This window comes from Nocardia sp. NPDC004582 (assembly GCF_053602115.1).
In genome coordinates, this window is the sequence record NZ_JBSGCY010000074.1 from 21,565 (window position 1) to 33,679 (window position 12,115).

Genomic DNA, 12,115 nt, shown 5'->3' on the forward strand with positions numbered 1-12,115 from the left:
GTAGACTGCTCCGGCTGACCATCACTGCCGGGTTCGAGAGGACACTATGACCACCGTCGACGTACCGCACAGCTCGCGATCGGCCGTGCTGCGGGTCTCCGCGGTCATCAACGAGACGGCCGACTCCTGCTCGCTGGTCTTCGACGTGCCCGAGGAACTCAGCGAGCGCTTCGCCTACACGCCGGGCCAGTTCCTGACCCTGCGCATCCCCAGCGACCTGACCGGGTCCGTGGCCCGCTGCTACTCGCTGGCCAGCTCGCCGCACACCGACGACAAGCCGAAGGTGACCATCAAGCGCACGGTCGACGGCTACGCGTCGAACTGGGTGTGCGACAACGTCAAAGCCGGCGACTCCCTCGAGGTGCTGCCGCCGTCGGGCGTCTTCACCCCCAAGAACCTCGACGAGGACCTGCTGCTGTTCGCGGCCGGCAGCGGCATCACCCCGGTGATGTCCATCCTCAAGTCGGCGCTCGCCCGCGGCAACGGCCGCATCGTGGTGGTCTACGCCAACCGCGACCACGAGTCGGTCATCTTCGCCAGTGAACTGCGCGAACTCGCCGACAAGAACCCGCAGCGGGTCGTCGTCATTCACTGGCTCGAAGCCCTCCAAGGCCTGCCGACCGCCGACGCCTTCGCCGCCCTGGTCTCGCCCTACACCGCCTACGAGGCGTTCATGTGCGGCCCCAAGCCGTTCATGGACCGAGTCCACGACGCCCTCGGCCAGCTCGGCGTGCCGCGCAACCGCACCCACGCCGAGGTCTTCAACTCGCTCTCCGGCGACCCGTTCGCCGAGGTCGCCCCGGTCGAGATCAGCGCCGAGGAGGCCGCCGACGCCGCCAGCGTCGAGGTCGAACTCGACGGCGAGACCCACGAGATGACCTGGCCGCGCAGCCAGACCCTGGTCGACATCATGCTCTCCAAGGGCCTGGACGTGCCCTACTCCTGCCTCGAGGGCGAATGCGGCTCCTGCGCCTGCACCGTCCTGGAGGGCGAGGTGGAGATGGAGAACGCGGAGATCCTCGACCCCGAGGACATCGCCAACGGCTACATCCTGGGCTGCCAGGCCCGGCCGGTGACGGACCGCCTGAAGATCCAGTTCTGAGTTACCCCGAAACGATTCGGCCGCCGCGTGATTCACGCGGCGGCCGAATTCGATTGTGTCCGTGCGGCTCAGTACGCCGAGAAGACGTTGTCGATCGAACCGTAGCGGTGCGCCGCGTAATTGCAGGCGGCCGTGATGTTGGCGACCGGATCGTAGATGTCCCACGAGGTGCCGTCGACGTGGTACGCCTGGAAGGTCGGATCGATCACCTGGAGCAGGCCCTTGGAGGGGATGCCCGCGGCGGCGTTCGAGTCGTAGAGGTTGATGGCCTGCGGGTTACCGCCGGACTCCCGCTGAATATTGCGGAAGATGCCGTCGTAGCTGCCCGGGATGCCGTGCTGGTTCAGGACGTACAGGGCGTTGCGGATCCAGCCGTCGAGGTCGTTGGTGAAGGCCGGGGGCAGTACCTGGTTCAAGGGCGCGGGCAGGCCCTGCACGGCCGCGCGGACCTGGTCCTGCTGCGCCGCCGGGAGCGACGCGGTCAGGCCGACGGCCTGCTGCTGCACCTGCTGGGCGGTGCCCTGGAACTCGGGCGGCACACCATTGACGTCGGCGGAGGCCGCACCGGCGGCGATCGCCGAAGCGGCGATCGCGACGCCGGCCAGAGCGGTGACGGTTCGGACGGGCTGAGCGAAGAATTTATGCATGGCGAATCTCGCTGGCGCAGCGCTGACCACGGCGGGTGTCCGGAGGACCCTGCCGACGCACTGCATGGATCGTGATGTGCAAGGTGGCGGAACGAGATTCGGGAGATTTCCCAGCTATCACCGTTCGTTCACGCTCTCGCCGAAGGCGGCGGTCTCCGCGTGGGGGGGCTCCAACTCGTTTCGAGCTGGTATCGGCCATAACCGACTGATCACAGACTGATCTCGACACATGAACGTAAACTGAACACAAGGTGAACAGTCAGTGCGAATCCATCGAGCCGTTGGTCACAGCAACCCGGCAGCGTGGGCTACGCCGCGACGGTCACCGCTGGGCGCGGTAGTGCGCCCGCTGCTCGGGAGTGAGGTGCTCGGTCGCGTAACTCAACGCCGTGCGGCCCATCGCCGCCGCGTGCGCGTCCAGAAATCCGGTGAGAATCGCCGGATCCACCCGCTTGCCGATCTCCCGCAGCATCCAGCCCACCGCCTTCTGGATCAGGTCGCGGCGGTCGCCGAGCAAGCGCTCACACAATTCCAGGGTGGTGGCGGTATCGCCCTGTTTGATGAACGCGAACGTGGTCAGCAAGGCCACCCGCCGCTCCCACAGTGAATCCCCCGCCGCGAATTCGCCGAGCAGATCGCGCGGGCGCTCCAGCAACCACGGACCGAGAATGAACTCCGCCGAGGAGTCCACCAGATCCCAGTTGTTCACCCGGCCCCGGCGCACCGCCGCCAGATACAACTCGACAATCTCACGCTGCCGCGCCGGATCGCCCCCGCGCGTGCGCGACGCCTTCGCCATCTCGCCATTCAGAATCACCAACCCGGCCAGCCGATGCTCGTGCACCGGACTGTCGAGCAGTGCGTCGATCTCCGAAAGCGGCATCCCGGCAAACCGTTTCACCGCCTTCCGGGTCTGCGGAACCCGGACGCCGATGAAAACATCCCCGTCGCCGTACTCGCCCGGCCCGGTCTTGAAAAAGCGCCGCAGGCGCACCGCGTCGGCCGGATCGGCGAGCGCCGCCAAATCCGCCCGCACCGCCTCGGCGGTCAAACCATTCGGCGACACCGTCGCACCGCTCACCGCGCCTCCCGCGTCCGTGGGCCGGAGTGACTTTCCGAACGAATCCTAGATCCGTATCACCGTATTTCCCCCGCGGCTCGTAAGAGGACCTCGCCAAAATTTCGCATGTGGTCCGCCCCTCCGTACCAGGCGGCCACCAATTCCACGGCAGCCGAACGGGTCCGATGCGCGGCATCGGCCAACTTGGCGATATCGGCCTCGCCGGACTCGGCGGCGGACGCGGCCAGCTCCAGATCGTGGCTGGCCACCAGCAGACGCATGATGTGATGCAGGTCGATGGTGGCGTCGCCGGTGCGGAACTCGGCGGCCGTGGAGGCCGCGGCCTTCGCCTCCGACGACTCGGCGACCGCGGTTGCCGACTCGGTCGCGACAGTCCGCGGCGCAGCGGTCACGGCCTCGGATTCGACGGCCATCGCCTTGGGCTCGGGCAGTGCGGCCTCGAGCTCGGGCAGTGCGGCCTTGGGCTCGGGGGCCACGGTCTTCGACTCGGTGACCGCGATCGCGGGCTTCGGCGCAGCCACCTCGACCGCCGACACGATCGAATCGACTTGCTCCGCAACGCGTTCCGCGGCGGCGCGACGGCGTGAACCGGCACGGGTGGTCGCGCGGGGCCCGTCCTGGACGCTCTCGCGCAGCGACGCGGCGACCGCCTCCATGCTCTCCAGGCCGGCGTTGTCGTCCAGATTGTCCAGGCGGGCAGGCGCTTCCAGACGCTCCGGGGCTTCCAGGCGCTCCGGGAGTTCGAATCGGACCGACGGTTCGGGGTCCGGCGCGTACCGGCGCGACACCGGGGCTTCGAACTCGACGGCCGGGCTCGCGCCGAAGACGCTGTCCTGCGCTTCGGGGCGCACGGCGAACGCGGGCGCCTCGGCGACGGGACGCGCGCCGAACGGGTCGGCGCCGGGCCCGGGCGTCACCGCGAAAGGCTCGCTGTCCGGGGCGGAACGGGTGAACTGCCCGCTGTCGGCGGCCGGCCGGGTCAGCTGTCCGCTGTCATTCGCGGGGCGCGAGAACGGCGAACCATTGGTGGCCGGACGCGATCCGAACGGCTCACCGGTGGCGGGCACCGCGAACGGTTCGCTGTCGGTGCTGATCCGGGCCGGGAACGAGTCGCTCTCCGCGGCGAGGCGGGCGGCCACCGCTTCGGGGTCCGCGCTGCGCCGCGGCAGTTCCGGGGCGTGCTGGGTCAGCTCCGGTGCACGCTGGGTCAGATCGATATTGCGTTGCGGCAGGTCGGCGGAGCGCTGCGGTAGATCGGGCGCGATCCGGCGCGACAGGGCCTCCGATTCCGGTGTGCCGCGCAGGGTTACGGGCGTGGACGACCACTGCACCTGCTGCTCCTGGCCGGTGCGGGCGTCGTAACCGTTGCGGGCGAGCCCGTCGTGGCCGTTGCGGGCGAGCCCGTCCTGGCCGTTGTGCGCGAGCCCGTCGTGGCCGTTGCGGGTGAATCCGTCATGCCCGTTGTGGCCCAGTCCGTCGTGGCCGTTGTGGATAGATCCGGTGTCGATGCCGGTCAGCACCGGATTCGGCGAGGTGCCCGGCGCGTCCGGGTGGGTGAGGCGGTAACCCGGTTGACGCGCGGAGCGCGAATCCCCCGGGCCGGTGGTGAAATCGGCATCCATGGCCGCCATTCTTACCGGGCCGTGGCAGCGGGTGCGAGTCGGGCCACGGTCCGGCCGTGCGCCCGGTCACCACGAAACCGGCTCACGACCAACGGTATTGGGGCATTGACGGGCCCGCGTTCCGGCGGCGGCCCGGCTCAGCAGGTGGTGGGAGCCGGTTCACCGCGCAACCGGGCATCCACCCAGTCCAGCGCCGCGGGCAGGCCCAGCACCGCCGCGGACAGGTGCTCCGGCGACGAGTTCAGATTGACGTCCACCGGCACGCCCGCCGCGCAGTAGCGGCGATCGGTGTTCACGATGGCGTCCACCGGGATCAACGGATCGGTCGGCGAATGCCATTCGAAGATCGGCGTATTCGGCACCCCGTCGTAGGACTCCAGGCTGTTCTCCCGCAGCACCGACATCACCGTCGGATCGTCGATCAGCGAGGTGCTGGCCGCGAATTCGCGCGCGCTGTGCCCCGCGCCGATGGCCATGATCTCGTTGGTGCAGCCATTGGCCATGGCATTGCGGGCGGATATGCCCGCGGAGTTCATCTGGGTGCTGATCGGCAGCCGGTCCGGGTACTCCCGCTCCAGGCCGATGGCCGCCGCCATGGCCAGGCCGAACGCCGGATGCGCTTGGAAACCCAGCTGGCGCACCATCTTCTCCAGATTCATCGGCACGCCGCCGGTGGCCGCGCCCGCGATCTCCAGCTCCGGCGCGTAGCGCGGGGCCAGCGCCGCCGCCCACGCGGTCGCCATGCCGCCGCCGGAGTATCCGGCCATCGCCACCCGGCTCTCGCCGAGGCCCAGCTCCGGGGTCCGCTTGGCTGCGCGAATCCCGTCCAGGGTGATCTGCCCGCCCAATTTGGCCGCGCCGTAGGCGAAATTCGGGCCCAGGTGGTCCGGCAGCGCCACCGACCAGCCGCGCCGCAGCGCCACATTCAGGGCGACGGCTTCCTTCACATACAGATTCGGGTCGCTGGTGTACAGCACCCGCGACACCGCGCACTGCGCGCCCAGGCCGTTGATGATGTGCTGATACGACAGCAGCGGCCCGCCCGGCTGGTGTTCGCGCGGCGTGAGCACCGTGGTGACCGCCGCGATCGGGTTGCCCTCGGATCCGGTGGACCGGAATTTCACCATGGTGACCGTGGTGTCGGGGAAGATCAGCAACGGCGGCATGGGGCGGGTCGCCAGCACGTCGCCCGGCGCGTGGTCGGCGATATCGGCCGGCTGCGCGTAGAACGGGTCCGGGTCGGGCGCCGGATAGATCGGATCGGCGTGCGCCGCGGGCGCCGTCGCCGCGAGAGCCAGACCCGCCGAGAACAATCCGAGAACACGCAGCAACAGCTTGGCCTTCACCAGTTCCTCCACGAACTTCGCAGTGAGAATCGCACGCTTGCCCCACAACGAGTGTGGTTCGGGAGTGGTTGAGAAGAAATAGCGACACGCCAGCAAACATGATGTCGCGGCGAACTCAGCCCATCTGGGTCATCCCCGCGGCGACCACGTTCGCCACATTCAGGATCTCGTCGGCGGTCGGCAACGGCAGCCCGTCCAGCGCGTGCAGCCGATCCGTGCTCGCGATGGCCAGCATCGCCGACACCCAGGCCGCCGCGCAGGCCCGCAGGGTCCCCGGCTGCACCGGACCCGGCGCGCTCGCCGCCAGCACCCGCGCGGTCGCGTCCAGCAGCTGATCGCGCATGCGGCGCAACTGCTTGCGCACATCGGGATGGGTATCGGCCTCGCGCCACATGATCACGCGCAACACCGAGGAATGGTGATCGCGCAGATTCAGCGCGGCATCCATATTGACCAGACTCTTGGCCGGATCGCCCGGCACCACCACCGAATAGATGTCGTCGATCGGCTGCGGCGGGACGCGCTCGGCCATCAGGGCCGACAGAATCGCGTCCTTGGTCGGGAAGTAATAGAAGACCAGCCCCTTGGGTACCCCGGCGGCCTCGGCGATGGCCGCGGTGGCCGTGGCGTCGAAACCATTGGCCGCGAACAGCTTTTCGGCGGCATCGAGAATGAGCTGGCGAGCGTCCCCGTCGACCTTCTTGCTACGACGCTTGCGTGGTGCAGGCACTGCTCGACTTCCTCCTCACGCTTCGAAGCGGAGGCGGCCGCCACCGGTCGGGCGGACGTAGGGAACAAGCATATCGCGCCGACACGCCGGCCCCGTGCGTCTCCCGCCCTTCGCAGGAGAACGAGGCCGGCGCGCCGCGACCCGGTCAGTGGTGCGCCGCGGTGCCGAAACGGCCCGCAACCTCCGGCATCTCGGCCAAGGCGACCACGACCGTCAACGCGCCCACGATCCACGCGACCCAGGAGGCGTTGCTGTAGGAGTGGAAGTTCATCACCCACGGGGAGATGAACATCAGGACACCCAGGACGCCGAGCGCCCGGCCCGTCATCGCGGTGCCCATCTCGCGCAACTGCGCCAGGCCCGCGATGGCGATCAGCACGCCGAGCACGACGAGGGTCCACAGTGCGCGGTCGCTGTGCGCCACCCAGATCGGGGACAGCGCGGCTACGACGCCGAGCACGAATGTCAGGGCGTGCTCCGCGCGACTCACGGTGAACATGGAATGCCTCCTTTGAAAGGCCAGGAAATATGTTCTGATCCCGTTGTAATCCTGATTGACCGGCCGATCAATAAATGCCCGGATACGATTGGGCCGCATCTCGGGTGTGACGGCCGACACGTCGGTGAGCACCCTCGGGAACCGCTAAGGTGGGCACATGTCGCACTCGGTAGAACAGGTTCTAATTGTCGGTGGTGGACTCGCGGGCCTGCGCACCGCCGAAGAGCTCCGACGTGCTGGTTACACCGGCGAACTGACCCTGCTGAGCGACGAGAACCACGCTCCCTACGACCGGCCGCCGCTGTCCAAGCAGTACATGCGCGGCGAAACCGACGACACCGCGCTGCGGCCCGCGGAGTTCTACACCGAACAGGACATCCGGCTGCGCCTGGGCGTCACCGCCACCGGCGTCGACACCGACGCCCGCCGGGTCCGCCTCTCCGACGGCACCGAGGCCTCCTACGACGCCCTGGTCATCGCCACCGGGCTGCGGCCGCGCCGGATCCCCGGCCTGCCCGAGGTCTCCGGCGTGCACGTGCTGCGCACGCACGACGACGCCGCGGCGCTGCGCGAACACCTCGGCAGCGCGCGCCAGGCCGTCATCGTCGGCGCGGGCTTCATCGGCTGCGAGCTCGCGGCCAGTTTCCGCGCCCGTGGGCTCGCGGTGACCATCGTCGAACCCCAGCCCACTCCCCTGTTCGCCGCGCTCGGTGAGCAGGTCGGCGCGCTGGTGGCGCGGCTGCACGAGGCCGAGGGCGTCGAACTGCGCTGCGGCGTCGGGGTGGAAACGCTTGTCACCGAGGGCGACTCGGTGCGCGGGGTCCGACTCGCCGACGGCAGCGTCGTCGACGCCGACCTGGTGGTCATCGGCATCGGCTCGGTGCCCGTCACCGAGTGGCTCGACGGCTCCGGGATCCCGCTGGCCGCGCCCGCCGACGGCGGCGGCGTGCTCGCCGACGAGACCGGCCGCACCTCGGTCCCCGGCGTCTGGGCGCTCGGCGACGTGGCCGCCTGGCCGCACGCCGTCGGCCGCAACAAGCGCGTCGAGCACTGGACCAATGCCGGTGAGCAGGCCCAGGTGCTGGCCGCCGCGCTGCTGGCCGCCGAACCGGCCGCCGAGATCCAGGTGCCGTACGTGTGGAGCGACCAGTACGACATGAAGATCCAGGTGCTCGGCATCCCGGCGCTGGCCGACGAGATCGAGATCGTCGAGGACAAGGGCCGCAAGTTCCTGGCGCACTACCGCCGCGGCGGCGACCTGGTCGCGGTCGTCGGCGCCGGCATGGCCGGCAAGGTCATGAAGGCCCGCGCCGAGCTCGCCGCGAACCTCCAGCCGGTGGCGACCGCGAGCTGATCCGGGCAGACATCCGGGCAAGCACGACATTCCGACCCGCGGTTCGCGATCAGGCGGGTGCTTTCACTACCGTGCAAGGTGTGATCGTCGCGCTCATCGACTCCGGACTGGGGCTGCTGCCCACGGCCGCCTGGTTGCGGAAGCTGCGGCCCGATCTCGACCTGCTGCTGCTCAACGACCCCGACGGCGCGCCCTGGGGCCCCAAGCCCGAGCAGTGGGTCATCGACCGGGTGCTGGACACCGCACGCCTCGCCCTGCGCGAAGGCGCGGAAGTCATTGTGCTGCCCTGCAATACGGCCAGCGTCACCGCCCTCGAACACGTCCGCGCCATGGTCGGGCCCGAGGTGCCGGTGATCGGCACCGTGCCCGCCATCAAGCCCGCCGCGGCCGCCTGCGCGAAGGTCGCCGTCTGGGCGACCGCCGCCACCACCGCCAGCGCCTACCAGGCCGGGCTGATCACGCAATTCGGCGGCGACGCCGAGGTCACCGGGGTCGCCTGCCACGGGCTGGCCGACGCCATCGACCGCGGCGATCTCCCGGTCATCGCCGAGGCCATCACCGACGCCGCCGCCCGCACCCCCGCCGACACCGAGGGCATCGTGCTCGGCTGCACCCACTACCCACTCGTCCTCGACGACATCCTCGCCGCGCTGCCCGCCGGGGTCCGCGTCTTCGACAGCGCCGAGGCCGTGGCCGGGCAGACCCTGCGCCGCATGGACGCGCTCGGACTGCCCAGCGCGGGGGCGGGCACGGTCCGTGTCCTGGCTTCCGGACGTCCGGCCCAACTGCCTTCCGCCGCAGCGTCTTTCGAATCCGGCCGCCTGCTCGGCGCGACCTGCGAGGACCGGCTCACCGCCTCCTGACCTCCCCCGGACACACGAAAGGGCCGCTCCCCCAAGGGAAGCGGCCCTTTCGCATACGGCGCCCCGGCGAACGCCCGAACAGGACGCGGCGGACGCCGAAAAGTCAAACGGCGCCGCCCCTTTCGGAGCGACGCCGTCTGTCAGCGATTCAAGGAATCACCAAGTGGATTCAGAGAATCACTTGACGATCTTGGTGACGCGACCGGCACCGACGGTGCGGCCACCCTCACGGATCGCGAAACGCAGGCCCTCGTCCATGGCGACCGGCTGGATCAGCTTGACGCTCATCTCGGTGTTGTCGCCCGGCATGACCATCTCGGTGCCCTCGGGGAGGGTCACGACGCCGGTCACGTCGGTGGTACGGAAGTAGAACTGCGGGCGGTAGTTGTTGAAGAACGGGGTGTGGCGGCCACCCTCGTCCTTCGACAGGATGTACGCCTGGCCCTCGAACTCGGTGTGCGGGGTGGTGGTGCCCGGCTTCACGACGACCTGACCACGCTCGACGTCGTCACGCTTCAGACCACGAACCAGCAGACCGACGTTGTCGCCCGCCTGGCCCTGGTCCAGCAGCTTGCGGAACATCTCGACACCGGTGATGGTGGTCTTCTGGGTCTTCTCGCGGATGCCGACGATCTCGACTTCCTCGTTCACGTTGATCACACCGCGCTCGATACGACCGGTGACGACGGTGCCACGACCGGTGATCGTGAAGACGTCCTCGATCGGCATCAGGAACGGCTTGTCGGTCTCACGGACCGGGTCCGGGATCGCGGTGTCGACGGCGTTCATCAGCTCGAGCACCGAAGCGGTCCACTTCGGGTCGCCCTCGAGGGCCTTCAGGCCGGAGACGCGCACGACGGGGGCTTCCTCGTCGAACTCCTGCGAAGCCAGCAGCTCGCGGACCTCCATCTCGACGAGCTCGAGGATTTCCTCGTCGTCGACCATGTCGGACTTGTTCAGCGCGACCAGGATGTAGGGCACGCCGACCTGGCGGGCGAGCAGCACGTGCTCACGGGTCTGCGGCATCGGGCCGTCGGTGGCGGCCACGACCAGGATCGCGCCGTCCATCTGGGCGGCACCGGTGATCATGTTCTTGATGTAGTCCGCGTGACCGGGGGCGTCGACGTGCGCGTAGTGGCGCTTCTCGGTCTGGTACTCGACGTGGGAGATGTTGATCGTGATACCACGAGCCTTCTCCTCCGGCGCCTTGTCGATCTGGTCGAACGCGAACGCGGCGTTCACGTCCGGGTAGGTGTCAGCCAGCACCTTGGTGATCGCGGCAGTCAGCGTGGTCTTGCCGTGGTCGACGTGACCAATGGTGCCGATGTTGACGTGGGGCTTCGTCCGCTCGAACTTCGCCTTCGCCACTGTGGTCCTCCTGGACTAGTTAGTGCGTGCTTTTTTGCAGCAGTGCGGTTTGTATTACAGGGGGTCGTTCGACGACCACGCGGGGCGAACTCTCGCGAATCCGCCCCGACAGCGAATTACTCGCCGGTCGCCTTGGCGATGATCTCCTTCGACACGTTGGCCGGAACCTCCGCGTACGAATTGAACACCATCGAGAAGTTCGCCCGGCCCTGGGTCTTCGACCGCAGGTCACCGATGTAGCCGAACATCTCCGAGAGCGGAACCAGCGCCTTGACGACACGGGCACCACTGCGTTCCTCCATGGCCTGGATCTGGCCACGGCGGGAGTTCAGGTCGCCGATCACTTCGCCCATGTAGTCCTCGGGCGTGGTGACCTCGACCGCCATCAGCGGCTCGAGGATCACCGGACCGGCCTTGCGGGCCGCTTCCTTGAGGGCCATCGCGCCGGCGATCTTGAACGCCATTTCCGAGGAGTCGACCTCGTGGTAGGCGCCGTCGAGCAGCGAAGCCTTCACGTTCACCAGCGGGAAGCCGGCGAGCACGCCGTACTGCATGGCGTCCTGGATACCGGCGTCGACCGAGGGGATGTACTCACGCGGAACGCGGCCACCGGTGACCTTGTTCTCGAACTCGTAAGTGGCGCCGTCCTCGGCGTCGACCAGCGGCGCGAGCGCGATGATGACACGGGCGAACTGACCCGAACCACCGGTCTGCTTCTTGTGGGTGTACTCGTACTTGTCCACCGTCTTGGTCAGGGTCTCACGGTAGGCCACCTGCGGCTTACCGATGTTGGCCTCGACCTTGAACTCGCGCTTCATGCGGTCGACGTAGATGTCGAGCTGGAGCTCACCCATACCGCCGATGACGGTCTGGCCGGTCTCCTGGTCCAGCTTCACGTTGAAGGTGGGGTCCTCCTCCGCGAACTTCTGGATCGCGGTGCCCAGCTTCTCCTGGTCGGCCTTGGTCTTCGGCTCGATGGCCACCTCGATGACCGGGTCCGGGAAGGTCATGGACTCCAGCACGATCTGGTTCTGCGGATCGCACAGGGTGTCACCCGTGGTGGTGTCCTTCAGACCGATGACCGCGTAGATGTGGCCGGCCACGGCCTCGGGAACCGGGTTCTCCTTGTTGGAGTGCATCTGGAACAGCTTGCCCAGACGCTCCTTCTTGCCCTTGGTCGCGTTGATGACCTGGGCGCCGGAGTCGACCTTGCCGGAGTACACACGGACGTAGGTCAGCTTGCCGAAGAAGGGGTGGGTCGCGATCTTGAACGCCAGCGCCGCGAAAGGCTCGTCCGAGGACGGCTTCCGGGTCAGCACCTCGTCCTCCTTGCCGGGCACGTGACCCTGCACGGACTCGACGTTCAGCGGCGACGGCAGGTAGTCGACGACCGCGTCGAGCATGGGCTGCACGCCCTTGTTCTTGAACGCGGAACCGCACAGCACCGGGTAGAGCTCGGAGTTGACGGTCATCTTGCGGATGGCGCCCTTGATCTCCTCGACC

At 68.4% G+C, this 12,115-nt stretch carries 11 protein-coding genes; 3 read left to right on the forward strand and 8 right to left on the reverse strand.

Annotated elements, in window-relative coordinates; genetic code table 11:
- The first annotated feature begins 46 nt into the window (after positions 1-46).
- The gene (locus ACWELJ_RS20595; protein ID WP_452367747.1) at positions 47-1,102 is read left to right on the forward strand and encodes a 2Fe-2S iron-sulfur cluster-binding protein; all 1,056 of its coding nucleotides are present in this window, start codon (positions 47-49) and stop codon (positions 1,100-1,102) included.
- A gap of 68 nt (positions 1,103-1,170) precedes the next feature.
- Here the strand turns inward: ACWELJ_RS20595 and ACWELJ_RS20600 are convergent, their stop codons facing one another.
- The 6 genes from ACWELJ_RS20600 to ACWELJ_RS20625 all read right to left on the reverse strand — a co-directional run bounded on the left by ACWELJ_RS20600 (position 1,171) and on the right by ACWELJ_RS20625 (position 7,027).
- Positions 1,171-1,749 carry a transglycosylase SLT domain-containing protein gene (locus tag ACWELJ_RS20600; protein ID WP_452367748.1) on the reverse strand — a complete coding sequence of 193 codons (579 nt, stop codon included), beginning with the start codon at positions 1,747-1,749 and terminating at the stop codon, positions 1,171-1,173.
- A gap of 322 nt (positions 1,750-2,071) precedes the next feature.
- Entirely contained in the window at positions 2,072-2,815 is a 744-nt protein-coding gene (locus ACWELJ_RS20605) for a DNA alkylation repair protein (RefSeq protein WP_452367756.1), read from the reverse strand.
- Between the two features lie 71 nt (positions 2,816-2,886).
- A complete protein-coding gene (locus ACWELJ_RS20610) occupies positions 2,887-4,452 on the reverse strand; it encodes a hypothetical protein (RefSeq protein ID WP_452367749.1) in 1,566 nt (521 codons plus the stop codon).
- A 137-nt stretch (positions 4,453-4,589) separates the two neighbouring features.
- The gene (locus ACWELJ_RS20615) at positions 4,590-5,801 is read right to left on the reverse strand and encodes a lipase family protein (RefSeq protein WP_452367757.1); all 1,212 of its coding nucleotides are present in this window, start codon (positions 5,799-5,801) and stop codon (positions 4,590-4,592) included.
- 112 nt (positions 5,802-5,913) lie between these two features.
- Positions 5,914-6,528 (reverse strand): TetR/AcrR family transcriptional regulator, encoded by a 615-nt coding sequence (locus ACWELJ_RS20620; protein ID WP_452367750.1) that lies wholly within the window; start codon positions 6,526-6,528, stop codon positions 5,914-5,916.
- A 145-nt stretch (positions 6,529-6,673) separates the two neighbouring features.
- Positions 6,674-7,027, reverse strand: a complete 354-nt coding sequence (locus tag ACWELJ_RS20625; RefSeq protein WP_452367751.1) for an SPW repeat protein — start codon at positions 7,025-7,027, stop codon at positions 6,674-6,676.
- Positions 7,028-7,184: 157 nt separating this feature from the next.
- Between ACWELJ_RS20625 and ACWELJ_RS20630 the strand changes: the two genes are divergently transcribed.
- Together ACWELJ_RS20630 and ACWELJ_RS20635 are read left to right on the forward strand one after the other, a co-directional pair.
- The gene (locus ACWELJ_RS20630; protein WP_452367752.1) at positions 7,185-8,381 is read left to right on the forward strand and encodes an NAD(P)/FAD-dependent oxidoreductase; all 1,197 of its coding nucleotides are present in this window, start codon (positions 7,185-7,187) and stop codon (positions 8,379-8,381) included.
- An 80-nt stretch (positions 8,382-8,461) separates the two neighbouring features.
- The gene (locus ACWELJ_RS20635) at positions 8,462-9,244 is read left to right on the forward strand and encodes a glutamate racemase (protein WP_452367753.1); all 783 of its coding nucleotides are present in this window, start codon (positions 8,462-8,464) and stop codon (positions 9,242-9,244) included.
- 177 nt (positions 9,245-9,421) lie between these two features.
- On the opposite strand, the gene tuf is transcribed toward ACWELJ_RS20635, so the two are convergent.
- Complete coding sequence (gene tuf / locus ACWELJ_RS20640; protein WP_452367754.1) at positions 9,422-10,612, reverse strand: elongation factor Tu; 1,191 nt, start codon at positions 10,610-10,612, stop codon at positions 9,422-9,424.
- Positions 10,613-10,728: 116 nt separating this feature from the next.
- Positions 10,729-12,115, reverse strand: a 1,387-nt coding sequence (fusA, locus tag ACWELJ_RS20645; RefSeq protein ID WP_452367755.1) for an elongation factor G, incomplete at its 5' end; no start/stop codon positions are given.

Excerpts from the sequence above, each read along its gene's own strand:
- ACWELJ_RS20595 (WP_452367747.1), top strand. The coding sequence starts at position 47 with ATGACCACCGTCGACGTACCGCACAGCTCGCGATCGGCCGTGCTGCGG.
- ACWELJ_RS20600 (WP_452367748.1), bottom strand. The coding sequence starts at position 1,749 with ATGCATAAATTCTTCGCTCAGCCCGTCCGAACCGTCACCGCTCTGGCC.
- ACWELJ_RS20610 (WP_452367749.1), bottom strand. The coding sequence starts at position 4,452 with ATGGATGCCGATTTCACCACCGGCCCGGGGGATTCGCGCTCCGCGCGT.
- ACWELJ_RS20625 (WP_452367751.1), bottom strand. The coding sequence starts at position 7,027 with ATGTTCACCGTGAGTCGCGCGGAGCACGCCCTGACATTCGTGCTCGGC.
- ACWELJ_RS20630 (WP_452367752.1), top strand. The coding sequence starts at position 7,185 with ATGTCGCACTCGGTAGAACAGGTTCTAATTGTCGGTGGTGGACTCGCG.